Origin of the sequence: Lacinutrix jangbogonensis, assembly GCF_000797445.1 — a bacterium.
GTDB lineage: Bacteria > Bacteroidota > Bacteroidia > Flavobacteriales > Flavobacteriaceae > Lacinutrix > Lacinutrix jangbogonensis.
Genome location: NZ_JSWF01000019.1, coordinates 206641 through 225354, shown reverse-complemented (window position 1 = coordinate 225354; position 18714 = coordinate 206641). Strand labels below are relative to the sequence as shown.

General features: G+C 32.3%; 19 protein-coding genes and 3 tRNA genes. 6 read left to right on the top strand and 16 right to left on the bottom strand.

Features of this window, described 5'->3' with window-relative positions; all coding sequences use genetic code 11:
• Positions 1-2 precede the first annotated feature (2 nt).
• From RH82_RS05050 to RH82_RS05020, 7 genes are all read right to left on the bottom strand, one after another.
• On the bottom strand, positions 3-620 hold the full coding sequence (locus RH82_RS05050; RefSeq protein ID WP_034058665.1) for a flavin reductase family protein: 618 nt from the start codon (positions 618-620) through the stop codon (positions 3-5).
• Entirely contained in the window at positions 621-1931 is a 1311-nt protein-coding gene (locus RH82_RS05045; RefSeq protein WP_034058662.1) for an ABC1 kinase family protein, read from the bottom strand.
• A gap of 58 nt (positions 1932-1989) precedes the next feature.
• A complete protein-coding gene (locus RH82_RS05040) occupies positions 1990-2646 on the bottom strand; it encodes a TetR family transcriptional regulator C-terminal domain-containing protein (protein ID WP_034058720.1) in 657 nt (218 codons plus the stop codon).
• Positions 2647-2758: 112 nt separating this feature from the next.
• Positions 2759-3403, bottom strand: coding sequence for an MIP/aquaporin family protein (locus tag RH82_RS05035; protein WP_034058659.1), 645 nt, complete (start codon positions 3401-3403; stop codon positions 2759-2761).
• Positions 3404-4018: a low molecular weight phosphatase family protein gene (locus RH82_RS05030; RefSeq protein ID WP_034058657.1), complete on the bottom strand. Its 615-nt coding sequence runs from the start codon at positions 4016-4018 to the stop codon at positions 3404-3406.
• Between the two features lie 58 nt (positions 4019-4076).
• Complete coding sequence (locus RH82_RS05025; RefSeq protein ID WP_034058654.1) at positions 4077-4547, bottom strand: DUF6428 family protein; 471 nt, start codon at positions 4545-4547, stop codon at positions 4077-4079.
• Positions 4548-4558: 11 nt separating this feature from the next.
• On the bottom strand, positions 4559-4891 hold the full coding sequence (locus RH82_RS05020; RefSeq protein WP_034058652.1) for an ArsR/SmtB family transcription factor: 333 nt from the start codon (positions 4889-4891) through the stop codon (positions 4559-4561).
• A gap of 146 nt (positions 4892-5037) precedes the next feature.
• Here RH82_RS05020 and RH82_RS05015 point away from each other — a divergent pair, with 146 nt between their 5' ends.
• The gene (locus tag RH82_RS05015) at positions 5038-5886 is read left to right on the top strand and encodes a DUF2911 domain-containing protein (protein WP_034058650.1); all 849 of its coding nucleotides are present in this window, start codon (positions 5038-5040) and stop codon (positions 5884-5886) included.
• A 131-nt stretch (positions 5887-6017) separates the two neighbouring features.
• On the opposite strand, the gene RH82_RS05010 is transcribed toward RH82_RS05015, so the two are convergent.
• The 9 genes from RH82_RS05010 to RH82_RS04970 form a co-directional block, all read right to left on the bottom strand.
• Positions 6018-6923: an SAM-dependent methyltransferase gene (locus RH82_RS05010; RefSeq protein ID WP_034058648.1), complete on the bottom strand. Its 906-nt coding sequence runs from the start codon at positions 6921-6923 to the stop codon at positions 6018-6020.
• A 209-nt stretch (positions 6924-7132) separates the two neighbouring features.
• A complete protein-coding gene (locus RH82_RS05005; protein ID WP_034058645.1) occupies positions 7133-7333 on the bottom strand; it encodes a helix-turn-helix transcriptional regulator in 201 nt (66 codons plus the stop codon).
• Positions 7323-7790 carry a hypothetical protein gene (locus RH82_RS05000; protein WP_034058642.1) on the bottom strand — a complete coding sequence of 156 codons (468 nt, stop codon included), beginning with the start codon at positions 7788-7790 and terminating at the stop codon, positions 7323-7325. Before RH82_RS05000 ends, RH82_RS05005 begins: the two co-directional genes overlap by 11 nt.
• A 169-nt stretch (positions 7791-7959) precedes the next feature.
• Complete coding sequence (locus tag RH82_RS04995) at positions 7960-8298, bottom strand: DUF2834 domain-containing protein (RefSeq protein ID WP_034058640.1); 339 nt, start codon at positions 8296-8298, stop codon at positions 7960-7962.
• Positions 8299-8344: 46 nt separating this feature from the next.
• Positions 8345-9340: a Gfo/Idh/MocA family protein gene (locus RH82_RS04990; RefSeq protein ID WP_034058638.1), complete on the bottom strand. Its 996-nt coding sequence runs from the start codon at positions 9338-9340 to the stop codon at positions 8345-8347.
• A 7-nt stretch (positions 9341-9347) separates the two neighbouring features.
• Complete coding sequence (locus RH82_RS04985) at positions 9348-11057, bottom strand: sodium:solute symporter (protein WP_034058635.1); 1710 nt, start codon at positions 11055-11057, stop codon at positions 9348-9350.
• Positions 11058-11264: 207 nt separating this feature from the next.
• Positions 11265-13793, bottom strand: coding sequence for a PIG-L family deacetylase (locus RH82_RS04980; RefSeq protein ID WP_034058632.1), 2529 nt, complete (start codon positions 13791-13793; stop codon positions 11265-11267).
• A 100-nt stretch (positions 13794-13893) separates the two neighbouring features.
• Complete coding sequence (locus tag RH82_RS04975; RefSeq protein ID WP_034058629.1) at positions 13894-14643, bottom strand: C40 family peptidase; 750 nt, start codon at positions 14641-14643, stop codon at positions 13894-13896.
• A gap of 91 nt (positions 14644-14734) precedes the next feature.
• Positions 14735-15913: an acetyl-CoA C-acyltransferase gene (locus RH82_RS04970; protein WP_034058627.1), complete on the bottom strand. Its 1179-nt coding sequence runs from the start codon at positions 15911-15913 to the stop codon at positions 14735-14737.
• Positions 15914-16048: 135 nt separating this feature from the next.
• On the opposite strand from RH82_RS04970, the gene RH82_RS04965 reads away from it, so the two are divergent.
• From RH82_RS04965 to RH82_RS18605, 5 genes are all read left to right on the top strand, one after another.
• Positions 16049-18094: an HD family phosphohydrolase gene (locus RH82_RS04965; protein WP_034058624.1), complete on the top strand. Its 2046-nt coding sequence runs from the start codon at positions 16049-16051 to the stop codon at positions 18092-18094.
• 92 nt (positions 18095-18186) lie between these two features.
• Positions 18187-18275: transfer RNA gene (locus RH82_RS04960), tRNA-Ser, on the top strand.
• 37 nt (positions 18276-18312) lie between these two features.
• Positions 18313-18387: transfer RNA gene (locus tag RH82_RS04955), tRNA-Pro, on the top strand.
• A 17-nt stretch (positions 18388-18404) separates the two neighbouring features.
• Positions 18405-18478 (top strand) — tRNA-Arg (locus tag RH82_RS04950).
• A gap of 71 nt (positions 18479-18549) precedes the next feature.
• Positions 18550-18711, top strand: a complete 162-nt coding sequence (locus RH82_RS18605; RefSeq protein ID WP_164483827.1) for a hypothetical protein — start codon at positions 18550-18552, stop codon at positions 18709-18711.
• Positions 18712-18714 lie beyond the last annotated feature (3 nt).

The window sequence follows — 18714 nt, the reverse complement described above, 5'->3', positions numbered from 1 at the left end:
ATTTATGTTTTTGGTCTTTGGTAAGCTAATCTTTCTTTTAATTTTGGAAATGCATAACCATCTAATCCATTAATGGTTGCTACATTTGCTTCAGATAAATTAATAAATCCATCTTGGGTTATTAATTTATCATTGATATAAAGGCCTTGAATTTCACCTAAAACTAAGATAGTATTATTTTCTTTAATAGTATATTCTCCAACAAATTTCATTTCTATTTGAATAGGAGAATACTCAACAAAAGGAGCGAAGCAGCCTTTTTTATATTCTGATGACAAGCTTGTTTTATCAAATTCTGAGGTCTCCGAATCGTATTTTGCAGAAGTATGATGTGCTTCTTGAAAATTTGATTCATGAATATGATTTATGGTGTATACTCCAGTTTTCTTAATATTTTCGTAAGTATCTCTAGTAACAGTTGTTGGTCTGCAAAAGAAGCCTAAAATTGGTGGATTAGATCCAATATGAGTAATTGAACTAAAAACGGCTACATTTTCAATGCCTTTTTTAGATTTTGTTCCAATTAAGTTTGCACTCTTAAAACCTGAACAACTGTTTATCAGGTTTATTTTGTATAAATGCTGTAAATTATTGATGTCCTCTAAACTAAAATATTGCATCTATAATGTTTTATAATTATTGATTTGAATATTCTTAGCTTTTAAATCAAACATTAAATTATACAAGCCAAAAAAGGTTCGATTTATATAGATAAAATGTTTAGATCCTCTATTACCATTCATCTTGCGTAATTCTGTGCTTTTGCTATATTTTTGCCCTAATTCCGTTATTTTTTCAAAGAATCCTGGATCAGAAAAATCGAAAACATCTTCGTGAAAAGGTTGGGTAAATAGACTAAGCATTTCATGAAATAAGTTTCTGAAGAAAGTCAATTCCTCTGCAGAATCATCTTCACGTAAAATCTCTAATTCATACATTTTAGCATCAAATATTACAGGATTGTCGATACTTTCTTTTCTAGCTAATTCAAAATATGGAACATAAAATTCATCTGGTATAATTTTCATACACCCAAAATCAATAGCTATTAAATCGCTTTCTTTTGAAACTAAAAAATTCCCAGGATGTGGATCTGCATGTACCTTTTTTAAGACGTGCATTTGGTACATGTAAAAGTCCCAAAGCGCTTGGCCTAATTTATTTGCTTTGTCTTGATCGGTATTATAAGCGGTAAATTCTGAAAGATGTTCGCCTTCCATCCAATCCATAGTGATAATACGTTCTGAAGATAATGCTTCATAGTAAGTAGGAAACTTAAGATTTGGGATATGTTTGCATGCTTTAACAATCTCTTTACTTTGCTTAATTTCGAGTAGATAATTAGTTTCTTCAACTAGTTTGTCTTCTACTTCCTTGAAGTATTTATCACTATCTTTTCCTTTAATATTAAACATTTTAATAGCAATAGGCTTTACCATTGCTAAATCACTAGAAATGCTTTCTGCGACACCTGGATATTGAATTTTCACAGCAAGTTTCTTCCCCTCTTTTTCTGCAACATGCACTTGACCAATACTGGCCGCATTTACAGAACTAGAATTAAAGGTATCGAATATTTCATTTGGTAGTTTACCAAAGTATTTTTTAAAAGTTTTAATAACTAAAGGAGGAGATAGTGGTGGAACCGAAAATTGTGCTAATGAGAATTTCTCTACGTACGCTTGAGGTAAAATACTTTTTTCCATACTAAGCATTTGTGCAACTTTAAGCGCGCTACCTTTTAACTGCTTCAATCCATCATAGATATCTTCAGCATTATTTTCGTTTAATCTTACCTTAGATTCTGCTTCAGATTTAGTTAAGCGATCTCCGTAATATTTTATGTAATTTACGCCAACTTTTGCTCCGGTTTTAACCATTTTCGAGGCACGCTGGATTTTAGAAGTTGGTATATTGTCTATCGTTTTCAATAGTAAATGTATTTTAGATTAAAATTGTATTAGGTTTGAGTTAACCGATTACATCTTTTTAATTGGATTGCGCCTTTTGTTTAAAAATAAATTTTCCAAAATCAATTAAACTTTTAACAGGAGAAACATCGAGTACATCAAAACTTGTATTTACAGACTTCTCTATAAAAATATCTGTCTTTTCAAAACTAGTCGATGTGTCATCTAACCAAAATTTAATAGTAAGTAGCAATTGAAGCCACGCCGTTTCTTTTAAGCCTCTATTTTGAATTTTTTCAAGTTGTTCTTGTTTAACATCCAACAAATCAATACCAAGATCCGCAATGTAATGCGTAAAGCTTGATTTTAACTCTTTAAGGACTTCCAATGATTTCATGCTGTTTTTATTCTTGTGTAAAGTATACACAACATAACTTCTGTTAGCAGTTAAGTTCTCGAAAAAGGTAAAGTAGTAGCTTAATAACTTGTTTCTAGGTTCAAAATCGGGATACTCTTTGCTCTTGTGTAAAGCTAACAATGTGTTGTCATGAAACGCTTTAAAAATATGTTTTTCTACAACTTCAAAAGAACTATAAAACTCATAAAATTTAGATTCATCAAAGTTATTATGTTTTGCAAAGCTGTAAACCGATTTTGGTTGCTGATTGTGTTCTAAAACGTAATCCATATAGAATGAAATGATATCATTCTGAGTAATATTTTTCTTTTTTGCCATCATATTAATTTTTAATACGATAAAGATACAAAATGTTTAACTATTTAATTAATTAGTTAAACAAATATTAACATGAGATTATGAGTTAGCAATTGCCATAGGCTCTGTCGTTTTAGTCTTTGACAAGTTTAGAACTATAAGCAGCAGTAATAGCGCCAAGAATTGGAGCAGAAATATATAACCATAAATACTGAAAGTTACCCGTAAAAAGGGCAGGAGCAATAGACCGAACAGGATTCATAGATGCTTTTGTCATAGGTCCAGCAAGCATAGCTTCTAATAAAATTACTCCACCAATAGCAATACCTGCCATTGTACCAATTTCTTTACTTCCTGTTGAGACGTTGATAATCACAAGCATTAAAAAGAAAGTTAAAATAAATTCTAAGATTGCCGCTTTGTATGGTGGAAAACGATCAGCTGGAACGGTTTCTCCTAAAAATTGACTTTCGGGGAATAAAAACCATAATAATCCACTTGCTAAAACAGCTCCAATTAGTTGCGCGAATGCATATTTTGGCACTTCTTTCCACGAAAATTTTTTTGTAATAGCGAAACCTATAGAAACAGCAGGATTGAAATGTGCTCCCGAAATATCTCCAAAGGCATAAATCATGGCCATTACAATAAGGCCCCAAACAATGGCAACACCAACGTGTGAAATACTTCCGTTAGTAATTTCGTTTATAGTCATGGCACCTGTGCCACAAAAAACCATAGCAAAAGTACCTATAGATTCGGCATAATATTTTTTCATTTATTTGACTTTAAGTTGTTGAAAAACATACTTCATTTCTGTAGCAATTTCATTAGATTTTTCAAGATATTTTTGGTCTTGAAAGTCTGTGTTATCAAAAGCTTTCGGATCGTTAAATGTAATAGGAATTCTTTTTTCTGCTCCGCTAATAAAAGGACATTCGCCATCTGCATGCGAACAGGTTAAGATTGCTGCGAAATTAGATTTAGGATTAAACGAATTGTCATACGTTTTAGAGAACCCGATAAGAGGATGCACGTTATCTGCATATTTTATACTGTAAATTGGATTATTACTTTGAGATATGATTTTGATATCGAATCCAATTTTCACAAGTGTTTTTTTTACTTTTGGAAATAAGGCAGTTGCTTCCGTTCCTCCAGAATAGCAGGTAACATTTTCTATAGAAAAGTAATTTGCCATTACTTGAGCCCAAACTTGAGATAAGTGACTGCGTCTAGAATTATGTGTGCAAATAAAATTTAAATCTATTGGTTTATTTTCCTCGCCTTTATGTTTTAAAAAAGCGATTAAGGGTTGTAAAACAACTTTACGATCATTGTTAATAATGTCAATATTTAATGCGTCTATATATTCTTTTATGTTATCAAACATATTCTAATTTTTGGTGTAAGTGCTTACTGTTGTAATGTTCTGAAATTCTATATTTATGCTAACAACATCCAGAACCTGGAGCGCAAGTGTCTTTAGTTTCTAGTTCAGAAAATTGTAGCTTTTGCTTAGGCTCAGGAACTCCGCATTTGTCTCTAGCTAAACAATCTGTAACTAAAGAAGTAAGTGCAAAAGTGTTATTTTTAAATTCTAATCCAAATTTTTCAATAGTAAATTCACCTTGATATTCTACTTCAATTTCTAGATCTTGAAGGTTTAGAGTCTTTTCAGATACATTAATAATTTGTAATAATTTTTCTGGATGTATTCTGTGATCGTAGTCATTTGCATTCCAAAGCTGAAAATTAACTTTCTTTTCTATTCGAAGTGTACCACCACAATCTATAAAGTTTTTCGAAACTTCGCCAATTTCAGTAACGTGAAAATGCTTTGGAACCAAATTTCCATTAGGAAGTTCGAAAGCAATAGTTTCTAAATTATTTAATTTATTTTTAATTTCAGATAGTGTCATGTGTTTTTATTTTAGCAACATTTATTTAAATTTTTATCATCTGCATTTAAGAAGGTATTTATTAAGTTTTTCATGTTTTTCCAGTTTTCTGGATGAATACAATAGCAAACACTTGTACCTTCTACGGTACCTTTAATTAAACCTAAAGCCTTTAATTCTTTTAAATGTTGAGAGATTGTTGGTTGTGCCAATCCTATTTCGTTTACTAAATCTCCGCACACACAAGTATTTATTTTAAATAGATGTTGAATGATAGCTACACGAGCGGGATGTCCAAAGGCTTTTGCAATTAATGCTATAGCATTTTGATTATCTGTGAACATTTCAGTTTTAATTAATCCCATTATAATTTGTTTATCGCAATGTTACGATTAATAAAATTATCAAACAAGTAATACATCCTTATTTTATGGTTTTGTTAACAATAAAAACATTCTCTAATGCGTAAATTTACGCACGTGAAAACTAACAATAACACATTTAAAATATTATGAAAAACTTATTAATGATTGCTTTAGTATTTGTAGCTTCTTTTAGTGCAAATGCTCAAATTGAAACACCGCAGCCAAGTCCATTTGCAAAAGTGGAGCAGAAAGTTGGTTTAACAGACATGACCTTAGAATATTCAAGACCAAACATGAGAGGTCGTGCTATTTTTGGAGAATTAGTACCTTTTGGTAAATTATGGAGAACAGGAGCTAATAAAAACACAATAATTTCTTTTAGTGATGATGTAATGATTGGTGGAACAGAAGTTAAAGCTGGCTCTTACGCTATATTTACTACACCAAATAAGAAATCTTGGGAGGTTGTTTTTTATGCTGACACTGAAAACTGGGGAGCACCAGGAAAATGGGACGACAGTAAAGTAGCTGCTAAAGTAACTGTAGATGTTGTAACAATGCCAATGCAAATGGAAACATTTACAATGCTTTTCGATGATTTATCTAACGATTCTGCAATATTAGGAATCTTATGGGAATCTAGTTATGTGGGAATAAAAATTGGTGTACCAACTTCAAAAAAGGTAGAAGCGGGAATTGCTAAAATTATGGCTGGACCTGGAGCTGCAGATTATTATGCTGCTGCACGTTATAATTTAGAATCTAATGGTAATATGAAGCAAGCTGTAGAATGGATTGATATGGCTATTAAGATGACTAAAGATGAGCCTAAGTTTTGGTATTTACGTCAGCAATCTTTAATCCATGCAAAAGCAGGAAACAAGAGAAAGGCAATAAAAGCTGCAAAGGCATCTTTAGCAGGAGCAAAGGAAGCAAAAAATGCTGATTATGTTAAAATGAATACAGATTCTCTTAAAGAATGGGGCGCTCTATAGATTTAATATTATAGATTTTTTATTTACGATTTCTGAATAAACTAAAAAACTCACAAGTGTAATGCTTGTGAGTTTTTTCATTTTTATAATCTGGAAAGAAACTGTTTTTAATACAATCCGTTACAGTTCATTTACACTTTTTCAAAGACCAATCTATAGTGGTCCATTATCTCTTTTTCAAAACAGACTCTGTTTGGGCTTACATTAAAAATTGCTACCAAGTGTCTAAACTCTTTATCAGTGAAATATCTAGGAATGAGTGATAGGTAGAGCCAATATTTTTTAAGGTGAAATTTTCTGAATCTCTTGCGCCATTGTGCTATGGTTTCAATATAATCCAATCTTCCACTACTTTTAGAAACTAGTTTGAATCCGGGTTTTGCACATTTCTCTACCATCTCAGGTCCATAGGGAAGCCAAGATCCGGGAAATTGTTTTACCATGAGTGCCATAACATAGGCTGCCGAGTCTTTTTTAGCATTGACATCCAACGCCTCAAATTCGATCATATTCTTACTGAAAGTCATCGTTTGCATATAAAACCGTCCTCCAACAGGCAACAAATCATAGAGCGTTTTAAAAAAGTCGCTATAGATTTCTTCTTGTTTACCTTCTTTCCATTCTTCCACCGAACAAAAATGCTCCAATCCGCCAATACAGGTAATGGCATCAAAAGTGCCAAAATCCTTTGGTTTTATATTACGACAATCTTTCACTATCACCTCAAAACCATTTTTTTGACAAGCATCGGCCTGTCCTTGCGATAGCGTTAAGCCAATACTTTTTGCACCTCTTTCTTGAACAATATAACGCGTAAAAGGCGCCCAACCACATGCCATATCAAGTACTTTGCTTTCTTTGGTAATGTTAAGGCTATCTGCTATAAATTTGTGTTTTTCTTTTTGAGCTGCTTCCAATGACATCGAAAAGTCACCATCATATTTTGCTCCACTATAATCTCCCGTTTCCCCCATACTTAAACGGAATATTTCGTCTATAGTGGTGTAGGTAAAATCTAAATCTTTTTGTTCTGCCATTTTTCTATTTCTTAATTGTAACTAACAGTTCTTTAAATATTGAAACCGTATAAATATTGAAACAACTTCAGCATAAGTGTTTTATATTAGTAGTTAGTTCAATCTCGAAGTTCGACTATTTTTTTGACAAAGTCAAGTTTAATAAATGGCACCAATAAAAGGTGGTTCTAACTTCTGTGAATTTTATTAAAGCTATTGGTCTTTTTACTTTATTCGTTGCCTTCTAATTGAAAGATGTCTTCTACAGCGGTTTTGAATAATTCGGCCAATTTTAATGCCAATACTGTAGAAGGCACATATTTGTTTTTCTCCATTGCATTAATGGTTTGCCTACTAACGCCAATTTTCTCTGCTAAACCAGCTTGTGTTAAGTCGTGAATAGCGCGTTGTACTTTTATACTATTCTTCATCACTATTGGATTTAAGTTTTAAGAAATTAAAACGGATGATAAAAAATATTAGGGGTGTAAACATATTAAATACCAGTACTGTGAAAAATGTCATATTATAAATAAAAATAGTAGCTAATAATAAGATAATATAATTAGTAATCATAGCCCAAACAAAAGAGTCTGTTCTAAGCTTATCGACAAATTCGTCTTCAATTTTTTCTTTTGATAGCGCTATTAATAAACCACCAACAATAATAGCGATAATCTCACTTAATACACCAGTTTCAATAATTGTAAAAAAGCGTATGGGATCGCTGTTTAATATTGGGTCGTCAAAAATAGATAACATTGGAAGTGTAATAGTGTCATCATCGACATTCTCTAAGAAAAATAGTAAACCTAAAACGATTCCTGGAAAAAAGAGTAGCCAACCTAAGATTTTGTATTTGTTAGGTAATAAATAATTTGATTTCATAATGATTGTTTTTTGAATGAATAATTAAATTGATTGAACAAATGCAAAGTAAACTTTACTTAATGACAAGTAAAAACGACTTTAAGTTAATTATACTTGTCTTTTTGTGAGGTTTTTTGCATAAAAAAACACAATCGGTTAGATTGTGTTTTTATAGTAGAATAGGTTGTTACTTTTGGTTACTTTTTATTTTATCAAGCTTATTTTTACGCATAAATAAATACATGGGAAATGTAAATGCAATAGCGACTAAAAAGGTTAATGGTATTAAAGCCCACCAATATTTCACTTTTAATTTTAGAGCATCTGGTATATACCAAGTAAAGAAAGCAAATAAAACAACAGTAATATCTGCAGTAATTGATTTTGCTGGAAAGGTTGTTTTTGCTTGTGCTATAAAAATAGCAATAGATGTGTCTTCGGCAGTTTGATAAAACTGAATATTAAAATACCAAGTATATGCTAGACCTAAAATGGCAATTATTAAATAAACGTATTTATATTTCATATTATACTTTTATTGTAAAAAAGAATGATTTATAAACGTAGTATTACTAACTTTTGTAATCAAGGTTAATCTTAGTTTTTATGGTGTCTAAGATTTCCATTAAATCAATACTTGATTGAAAATCCATGACATCACTTTCAGTTTTATTGGCTCTAATTAAATTATTAAAGTGATCAATTTCATAACTGTAGCCAATAGTAGAGTAGTTAAAGTCTAGTTTTATAGTTTCAATAGACACATCATTAAATACTATACTAAGCGTTGAAGCTGCGTGAAAACGACTATTTATAATTAGTTTACAGTTCTCGAAAGTGAAAATAGCTTCGGTTCGTGTATTTTCAATGATGCTACTTTTTAAATAGGCCTTAAAGGTGTTATAAGTAAATGTAATATCGCAAGACGCATCAATACCATTTTTTAACAAAACCGCTTTAGCATCTATTTTATTTGGTTTTCCTAAAATTGATAGTGAGCAGAATACGGGATAAATACCTACATCCATTAAGCTTCCGCCTCCTAGATTTTTGTTGTAAATTCTACCTTCTGGATCTATCTTTGCTTGAAATCCAAAATCTGCTTCTAACTTAATTAGTTTTCCAAACGGAATAGAATTAATTTTTTTGTTAGTAACGATTGCTTTCGCTTCTTTAAAATGTGGTAAAAAAGAAGTCCAAAGTGCTTCCATAAAAAGCGTGTTATTTTGCTTGGCAGCAGCAATCATTTTAGAAACATCTTTGCCATTTAAGGCTAAAGGTTTTTCGCATAAAACTGCTTTTTTAGAGTTTAACGCATCTATAGTATTTTCTTTGTGCAGACTATGTGGTGTTGCTATATAAACCGCATCTATGTCATCATTTTTTAGTAATTCTTCATAACTATCATAGGCATTAGCAACATTATGCTTATCGGCAAATTGATTTGCTTTAGTTAAGGTTCTTGAAGCCACAGCATAGAGTTCGCAATTTGGAACTTGCTTTATATCTGTAGCAAATTTTTCTGCTATTTTGCCTAATCCAATTACAGCCCATTTTATTTTTTGCATAGTACTATTAACTACTAGTTGTTACTTTAGAATTGTTTGACATAAAAGACTGCAACAAACATGCAATACCAATAACGATAACACATCCAATAAAATTAAGCCATAAAAAAGGTAAGTTTATTATGTCATAGTTATCCAATAAGAAAAGAGTAATCACCAAGAATTGCGTAATAAACGCAGCTACAAAAACGGCATTTGCTTTTACAAATTTAAAGAAGAATGCTAACAAAAATATACCTAATACATTTCCATAAAAAATAGAACCAATAATATTTACTAGTTGAATTAGATTCTCCGCTAGATTAGCAACACAGGCGACGCCAATGGCCAAAATTCCCCAAATTAGCGTAAACCATCTTGAAGCACTTACCATTTGCGCTTCGGTTTTTTCGCCGACGCGATGTTTGTATAAATCTATAGTTGTAGTACTCGCTAAAGCATTTAATTCGCTTGCAGTACTAGACATAGCTGCAGATAGGATTACTGCTAGTAATAAACCAATTAGTCCTCTTGGTAAATTGTGTAGTATAAAATGGATAAAAACGTAATCTTTATCATTGCTTTCCACTTTTACATTATTGGCCTCACCAGCTTTTTCAATTAAGGCTTTTCCTTTGTTTCTTAAGACATCGCTTGCTGCATTATAAGATGCAATGTCTGAAGCTTTTATATCTCCATCAGCTGAAAAATAACTGTTTATAGCGTTCTTTTTAGATTCAAAAAGGATTTTTTGTTCTTCTTGAATGGCTTTATATTTTTCGGCATATTCAGAATTTAAAACCACTTCTGTAGCTGTAGGATTAAAGTTTACAGGTGCTTGATTAAATTGATAAAACACAAAAACCATAACACCAACAAACAGAATAAAAAACTGCATTGGTATTTTTAAAAGTCCATTAAACATTAAACCTAATTGCATTTCTTTTACAGATTTTCCAGACAGGTAACGTTGCACTTGGCTTTGGTCGGTACCAAAATAGGAGAGCATTAAAAAAGTTCCACCAATCATACCTGTCCAAAAAGTATAACGGTTATTTAAATCGAAAGAAAAATCTAGGACTTCCATTTTCCCACTGGCTCCAGCAATTTCAATAGCTTTTGAAAATGATATGTCTGCTGGTAATTGATTTAATATTAATACGAAAGCGATTATCATTCCTGTGAATATCACAATCATTTGATGCTTCTGTGTTACGTTAACAGCTTTGGTTCCGCCTGAAACTGTATAAATAATAACCAAAACACCAATAATTACATTCAGTAATAATAAATTCCAACCTAAAACGGCAGATAATATAATAGCAGGAGCGAAGATTGTTATTCCAGCGGCTAATCCACGTTGAATTAGAAATAGAATTGCTGTAAGCGTTCTTGTTTTTCTATCAAATCTATCTTCTAAAAACTCGTAAGCAGTATAGACTTTTAATCTATGATATAATGGAATAAAAACCATGCAAATAACTATCATTGCAATTGGCAACCCAAAATAGAATTGCACAAAACCCATACCATCATTAAACGCTTGTCCTGGAGTAGATAAAAATGTAATTGCACTAGCTTGTGTTGCCATTACAGACAAGCCAATGGTCCACCATTTAGATTGATTTCCACCTTTTAAATAATCTTCTACGTTTTTACTTCCTCTGGTTTGAATAGTACCATAAATGACTATGGTTAATAAAGTTCCTATTAAAACAACCCAATCTAATGCTTGCATATCTTAAAATGCTTTAGTGATGAAATAAAAGGCGACAATGTACGCAGCGTTTGCGACAAGTATTAACGTGTAGAGTTTACTCCACTTGTATTTTGGTTGATTTTCTTTCATATGTTCGTTAGTTTGATATTTGTTATGCTGAGCGCAGTCGAAGCGTTTGTATTTCTAATTTTGATATACAGCGATTACATTTAGTTTAATACTGTTTTATTTCTTAATCTTAGAGTTATTAGTAATATCCTTTTTACCAATGCTTAATAGGTTTGCAAACAACCTATAAGCACCAGATACTCCAGCAGGAAACTCTCTAAAGAAACTTAAACCTGTATAGATATAATGCCCTTTACCATGTTTTGCAACTAGTAAACTTCCTGTTTTTGGTGTTTCACCTTTATCGTGCATCGATAGAATAGGAGTGAACTCTTTTGACCATTCGTTAGGAAAATATAAACCACGCTCTTGTGTCCACCCTTTAAAATCTTCTTGCGTTATCTTATTCGGGCTATTTAATACTTCGTGATTTGGGCTTAAAAAAGTAACTTCGGCAAATTCGTCTGTTACTCGGTCTCTAGAAAGTGTTAAAGGATAAGGAGCTATTTTATCGACTTTAAGTCTGTGTCTTGTGTTGTATTGTACAACCATATTACCACCATTTTTTACAAAATCGAATAAAATCTCTTGTTTAAAATTTAGGGCTTCAACTGTATTATAAGCACGAATACCAACAACGACAGCATCGAATTTCCTCAAGTGTTCTGGAGTAATTTCTTCAGGAGAAATAGTTACTACATTATAACCGATTTGTTTTAAGCTTTCTGGAACAACATCTCCAGCACCTTCTATATAAGCAATGTTTTCACCTCGCTTTTTAATATCTAAACGTACAATTCTACTTTCACTTGGTAATAAAACAGTTTGAAATGGAATGTGATCGTAATCAATTTCTATTAGTTCTTTTGTATACACTTTGTCACCAATGGTAACCTTTGTTGAAAGCAAACCTTCACTTTGGTTTTTAGGAGGAATAATAGTAAAAATGAAAGTTTGTTCTTGACCTTTATGTTCAATGTTTATTTTTTGTTGCTTTGGAAAAACACTCCAATCTTTAGGGTAATTAAATGCGATAAACCCTTCTAAATTATCACGGCCAGCTTTTACAATAACAGGAATTTCTTTTTGTGAATCGTTTTCAAAAATGATTACTTTTTCTGAAATTTTAGCTGAAGCTTCGGGTATAATTTCAAAAGGTTTATAAACTTCACCTTTAACAGGATCATTGGTTTTGTAAATAATTGGCTTTGTGAATGTAATAGGTGAGCCTTCAATGTTTAGATTAAATTGAACAGTAGCAGCTCTTATAGTTTCAGGAAGGCCAATCCAATTTTTATCTTTTACTTTATACATTCCCAAAGTTCCTTTTTCTTCTAGCCAATAGGGAACAGAATAATGATCTTCAGTTGAGACATAAAATTCTAATGCTTCTTTTTGAGAACTATTATTTTTTAAGCTGATATTCTTAAGAATAGCCTTACCATCATCCGATTTAGTTAAAGAGACCAATTCAATATTTGAATTACTTCTGTTTATAACTTCGATATTTATTTTAATTCTATTATTTAATGAGCTGAAGCTTTCTGATGCAGCTGCTTCCAAATACAATCCACTGCAAGCTGCAATTATTTCTTTTATTTCTTTGGTTTTAATTTCTTTCCAATGTTTGTCTTCTAAATTCTGAATTAAATTATAAGCGCTTACTAATTCTTTTATAGAATTTGAAGGCCTATTAAAATCGAAATCCTTTTGTACTTTCTTTAAAATATTCCCAATGGATTCTCCGCCTTTAACACGATTCCAAGACGTGTCAATACCATCGAAAACATTAGATTTATCTTTTGGTAAATCACCTTTTATTAATTCTATATATTCTGTTTGTTCGCCACGTGTTCCCGTATTTCCAAAACCTTGAGATTTATGTTGACTGCGACTTAAAGCAGCAATTTCAGTATTACTTAACCCCGAACTTGGATAAAATACACCAACATCAAAATTTAATAAATTAGTTTTATCTGCAGATTCAAACTTCTCTTTACTACCATAAAACCACCAAGAAGTATTAAAAAATTCACGTTGCGGTTGCCATGTACCATGCTCTTTAACTTGGTTTGGATATGAAGATTTGTCTCCTGCTAAATCAAAAGCTTCAACACTTAACATTGCAGAACTTGTATGATGACCATGAGTAGAACCTGGACTTCTATGATCGAAGCGGTTAATAATAATATCTGGTTTAAATTGTCGAATAGCCAAAACAACATCGCTTAACACTTCATTTTTATTCCAAATAGCTAGTGTTTCGTCTGGGTGTTTAGAATAACCAAAATCGTTAGCTCTTGTAAAACGTTGTTCTCCACCATCTGTTCGTCTTGCTGCTAATAGCTCTTGTGTTCTAATAACGCCTAATAGTTCTCTGATTTCTGGGCCAATAAGGTTTTGTCCACCATCACCACGCGTTAAAGACAAATAGGCTGTTCGTGCTTTAACACGGTTCGCCATGTAAGAAATAAGTCTTGTGTTTTCGTCGTCTGGATGTGCTGCAACATACAATACAGAACCTAAGAAATTTAGTTTTTCTATAGATTCGTATATTTCAGAAGCATTTGGTTTATTTGGTTGTTGGCCGAAGCTATTTATTGAAACTAGACAAATAAATAGGAGTGAAGTAATAATTTTTCGCATTGCTTTTCTTTGATTTGATCTCGAAAAAAGACGAGAAATCAAATATAAACAATCACATTTTTAATTAGGGATTTTAGGTTTTCTTTAACTAAATGAAAATTTAGATGATCTTTTTTATCACGCGAAGTTTGTGAGTATGCATACGTGTATCTACATTATAAATACCAGAATGATCTAATCTGTCTATTCGAACTTTACCATGTGCATGAATGATATAGTTGTCTTTCATGATAATACCAACATGGACGATATTACCTTCAGCATTATCAAAAAAGGCCAAATCTCCAGGTTCACTTTCTTCAATAAAACTTAAAGCTTCTCCTTGTGATGCTTGTTGAGAAGCGTCACGAAGTAATTTGTAGCCATTCATTTTATAAACCATTTGTGTAAAACCCGAACAGTCTATACCAAAAGGTGTCTTTCCGCCCCAAAGGTATGGCGCATTTAAATAGTTAAAAGCAGAAGTAATAAGCTGATTTTTTGCTTTCTTGCCTTCAGCAATTTCACCATCAAAAACATGCTCTAAAAGTGATAAACCATTAAGTTGTGAGCCTAAAGGGATAGAATAAAGTTGTTGGTTCTTATCTTCTATAAACTCTATTAAATCTGAAGATAATTTTGGCATTTCATCACGTAACCTATCGTAATCATCTTTTGTGATTTCGAAATATTGCTTGGTATCGATCCAGCCTTCATATTTGTCGAACGATAATCGGATTTTACACCAAGATTTACGCATTTCAATAATTTTAAACAGGTCACCATACAAAACTTGCGACACCAATTCACTGGTGTCGCTAGCTTCTAGTCTTAAAGGGACAATGCTTAAATTACAAATGCCGTATTGCATTTATTGAAAATTGAATTTATATTATTTTAGTTTTTATGTGAACACATACCAGTAAAACATCTGAGTAAGCAACTGCCAACTGAATACTCTTTTAAGAGCGTTCTAAAACCAATGCCGAAGCACCACCACCACCATTGCAAATAGCAGCTGCGCCTATTTTTGCGTTATTTTGTTCTAGTACGTTTAATAATGTAATTAATATTCTAACACCAGAACATCCTAAAGGATGACCTAAAGAAACAGCACCACCATTTACGTTTACATTACTATCGTTAAGTCCTAATATTTTCATGTTTGCTAAACCAACAACAGAAAAAGCTTCGTTAAACTCAAAGAAATCTACAGCTGCAATATCTAAACCTGCTTTATTTAATGCTTTTGGTAAAGCTATAGATGGAGCAGTTGTAAACCATTTTGGTTCGTGTGCAGCATCTGCATAACCTTTTATAGTTGCCAAAGGTTTTAAGCCTAATTCGTTTGCTTTTTCTCTACTCATTAATACCATTGCTCCAGCACCATCATTAATTGTAGAAGCATTTGCAGCAGTAACCGTTCCGTCTTTTGTAAAAGCAGCACGTAACATTGGAATTTTATCCATTCTTACGTTTTTGTACTCTTCATCTTCACTCACAATCACATCGTCTCCACGTCTTTGTGGTACAGCAACAGGAACAATTTCATTATTAAATTTTCCTGCTTCCCAAGCAGCAGCAGATCTTTTGTAAGATTGCATAGCATAAGCATCTTGGTCTTCACGAGAGAATTCATATTTTGTAGCACAAGCATCTGCACTTACTCCCATTGCTTCTTGGTCGTAAACATCTACTAAACCATCTTTTTGCATGCCATCTATCATAGCGGCAGGACCAAATTTAGTAGCACTTCTTGCGTGAAAATAATGAGGTATTAAACTCATGTTTTCCATTCCACCAGCAACAACAATCTCAGCATCTCCTAAAGCAATAGCTTGAGCAGCTTGCATAACGGTTTTCATACCGGAGGCACAAACTTTGTTAATTGTAGTACAAGGCACTGTATCTGGAATACCAGCAAAAATAGCAGCTTGCCTAGCAGGAGCTTGACCTGTGCCTGCTTGTACAACATTCCCCATTAAAACTTCTTGTACAAGTTCTGGGTTTAAATTGATTTTATCTAATGCGCCTTTTATAGCAATAGCTCCTAATTTTGGAGCTGAAACTGTGGATAAAGCACCTAAAAAACTACCAATTGGTGTTCTCGCAGCCGATACAATTACTACTTCTTTGTTCATTTTATGAGTCTTAAGTTTTGTGTGTTGCGAAAATAATCATTTTTTAGGAAAAATAAGAGCGTTATTATGATAATAACCCATAATGAAATCATAATTTATTACATTTGAATTTAAAGAAAAAAACTAATTTTAAGAATGAAGGACTTCGTAAATTTATTTTATAAAAACCATGCTTTCGTTTATAAGGTGCTTCTGTTTATTGCTACTACTTTTTTAATTGTTTATTTATTTCCTAAAAGCGGAAAATTTAAATACGACTTCGAAAAAGGAAAACCTTGGCAATCTGAAACACTTTACGCACCTTTTGATTTTGCAATTCAGAAAACAAATGAAGAATTAGATCAAGAAAAAATTCAAATTGAAAAAACTGCGATAAAGTATTTTAACCTTGACGAAACGGTAAAAGCCAATGTGTTAAAACAATTCAATGAAAATTTTAATATTTCTTTTCCCGATTCTATCTATCCATCTAAAGATGAAATTAAACGATTTGGTGAAAACCTAATCAAAACGTTTTATGAATATGGAGTTACCAACGAAGATGAGTTGATTGCGAGTAAATCTGCAGTTACTATTTTAAAAGGTCGCGTTGAAATTAGTAAAACAGACTTCTCTAACATTTATAAACAAACTCAAGTAAGACCAAAAATTGATGAAGAGTTAAAGAAGAATAACTTAGAGGACTTTGCTAAGCCATTGTCTATTCTGTTTTTCAATACTATTAAACCAAATTTAGAGTTTAATAGTGATTTATCAGACAAGGCTTTAAAAGTACGGATAAATTCTATAGCATATAACAGAGGAAGCATAGAAAAAGAAACACTTATTATTTCTAAAGGAGAAGTAGTGGAAGGTAATAAATTTTTAATTCTTAAATCTTTAGAATCCGAGTACGAGTCGCAAGTATGGAATGAGTCTAATTATAATTTAATTGTTTTTGCATACACGTTATTAGTTGCACTTGCACTGTTAATGCTATTGCTGTTTTTAAGAAAATACAGGTTAGATGTTTACGATAATAACACGAAAGTTACCTTTATTTTCTTCAATGTAATCTTTATGGTTTTATTAACGACTTTGGTGGTTAATTACGATTCTAAATACATCTACATTGTTCCAATAGCTATTTTACCATTAGTGCTTAAAGCGTTTTTCGATGCGCGATTGGGCTTGTTTACACATGTAATTACAGTACTGCTTTTAGGTTTTATTGTGCCTAACAGTTCCGAATATATGTTTTTACAAATTCTAGCAGGAATAGTAACAATATTAACAGTTTCAGAGTTATATAAACGTGCCAATTTATTTATATCTGTTGGGCAAATCACTCTTATTTATATCATAGCTTATTTTGCATTCTTTCTAATTCACGAAGGAAGTATAGAGACCTTAAAATGGGATACTTTTGGTTTGTTCGTATTATGTGGTTTGGCGACCTTATTTGTGCAACCTCTGATTTATATATATGAAAAACTCTTCGGTTTAGTTTCAGATGTATCGCTATTAGAGTTGTCAGATACTAATACGAAACTTTTAAAACGATTGTCTAATGAAGCACCAGGTACTTTTCATCATTCTCTTAATGTCGCTAATTTAGCTGAAGCGGCAGCAAACGAAATTGGAGCAAATGCAATGCTTATTAGGGTAGGAGCATTGTATCACGATATTGGTAAAATGCAAAATCCTACTTACTATACAGAGAATCAGTCTTCAGGTATTAATCCTCATGACGAATTATCTCCAAAAGAAAGTGCCAAAGTAATTGTAGATCATGTAATTAATGGCATTGAAATAGCGAAGAAAAATAATCTACCTGATCGTGTAATCGATTTTATTAGAACACATCATGGAGATAGTACTGTTTATTATTTCTATATGAAAGAAAAAGCAATAAACGATGCTATTGATATAGCGGACTTTTCTTATCCTGGACCTAAGCCTTTTAGTAAAGAAACTGCAATTTTAATGATGTGTGATAGTGTAGAAGCTGCTTCTAAAAGTTTAAAGGAACCAACATCTACAAAAATTGATAATTTTGTTGAGACTATACTAAATAAGCAAATGGATGATGGTCAATTTTTAAATGCGAACATTACTTTTAAAGAAATTCAAGCCATAAAAAAAGTGCTAAAACGCAAGCTTGCAAATATTTACCATTTACGAATAGAATATCCTGAATAAATATAAAAAAAAACGAATAAAATTGTTGCGTTATAATAGATGTTATCTTACATTTGCACCCGCAATTTATTGCAACGTTCATACAAATAATTGGAGAGGTGCCTGAGTGGCCGAAAGGAACGGTTTGCTAAATCGTCGTAGGTGGCAACACTTACCCAGGGTTCGAATCCCTGTCTCTCCGCAATATTTTTCAAGATTAATTTTTTGATAACCTTTTTCGGGGTGTAGCGTAGCCCGGTTATCGCGCCACGTTTGGGACGTGGAGGCCGCAGGTTCGAATCCTGCCACCCCGACTTTTATTAAATGCTACGGGCTCGTAGCTCAGCTGGATAGAGCACCTCCCTTCTAAGGAGGCGGTCACAGGTTCGAATCCTGTCGGGCTCACAGAATCCTTTTCATTTATTTGAAAGGGATTTCTTGTTTTAAGTCCTTTCTTAATTAAATAACTATTATCTATGGGGAAATCTGGTAGTGCTAAAAACACAAAAAATAAAGCGAAGCATACTAAGCTTATGGATAAGAAGCGTAATAAGCTAAGACAAGAGAAAATGGCAAGGAAGGAACGTTTGCGTGCTATTGTAGCGCGTTCTAAAGATAGTAGTAGCGAAGAAGAATAAAAA

Bases quoted from the DNA above. Each gene is read 5' to 3' on its own strand.
- RH82_RS05050 (WP_034058665.1), bottom strand. From the start codon at position 620: ATGCAATATTTTAGTTTAGAGGACATCAATAATTTACAGCATTTATAC.
- RH82_RS05040 (WP_034058720.1), bottom strand. From the start codon at position 2,646: ATGGCAAAAAAGAAAAATATTACTCAGAATGATATCATTTCATTCTAT.
- RH82_RS05035 (WP_034058659.1), bottom strand. From the start codon at position 3,403: ATGAAAAAATATTATGCCGAATCTATAGGTACTTTTGCTATGGTTTTT.
- RH82_RS05030 (WP_034058657.1), bottom strand. From the start codon at position 4,018: ATGTTTGATAACATAAAAGAATATATAGACGCATTAAATATTGACATT.
- RH82_RS05025 (WP_034058654.1), bottom strand. From the start codon at position 4,547: ATGACACTATCTGAAATTAAAAATAAATTAAATAATTTAGAAACTATT.
- RH82_RS05020 (WP_034058652.1), bottom strand. From the start codon at position 4,891: ATGGGATTAATTAAAACTGAAATGTTCACAGATAATCAAAATGCTATA.
- RH82_RS05015 (WP_034058650.1), top strand. From the start codon at position 5,038: ATGAAAAACTTATTAATGATTGCTTTAGTATTTGTAGCTTCTTTTAGT.
- RH82_RS05010 (WP_034058648.1), bottom strand. From the start codon at position 6,923: ATGGCAGAACAAAAAGATTTAGATTTTACCTACACCACTATAGACGAA.
- RH82_RS05005 (WP_034058645.1), bottom strand. From the start codon at position 7,333: ATGAAGAATAGTATAAAAGTACAACGCGCTATTCACGACTTAACACAA.
- RH82_RS05000 (WP_034058642.1), bottom strand. From the start codon at position 7,790: ATGAAATCAAATTATTTATTACCTAACAAATACAAAATCTTAGGTTGG.
- RH82_RS04995 (WP_034058640.1), bottom strand. From the start codon at position 8,298: ATGAAATATAAATACGTTTATTTAATAATTGCCATTTTAGGTCTAGCA.
- RH82_RS04990 (WP_034058638.1), bottom strand. From the start codon at position 9,340: ATGCAAAAAATAAAATGGGCTGTAATTGGATTAGGCAAAATAGCAGAA.
- RH82_RS04985 (WP_034058635.1), bottom strand. From the start codon at position 11,057: ATGCAAGCATTAGATTGGGTTGTTTTAATAGGAACTTTATTAACCATA.
- RH82_RS04980 (WP_034058632.1), bottom strand. From the start codon at position 13,793: ATGCGAAAAATTATTACTTCACTCCTATTTATTTGTCTAGTTTCAATA.
- RH82_RS04975 (WP_034058629.1), bottom strand. From the start codon at position 14,643: ATGCAATACGGCATTTGTAATTTAAGCATTGTCCCTTTAAGACTAGAA.
- RH82_RS04970 (WP_034058627.1), bottom strand. From the start codon at position 15,913: ATGAACAAAGAAGTAGTAATTGTATCGGCTGCGAGAACACCAATTGGT.
- RH82_RS04965 (WP_034058624.1), top strand. From the start codon at position 16,049: ATGAAGGACTTCGTAAATTTATTTTATAAAAACCATGCTTTCGTTTAT.
- RH82_RS18605 (WP_164483827.1), top strand. From the start codon at position 18,550: ATGGGGAAATCTGGTAGTGCTAAAAACACAAAAAATAAAGCGAAGCAT.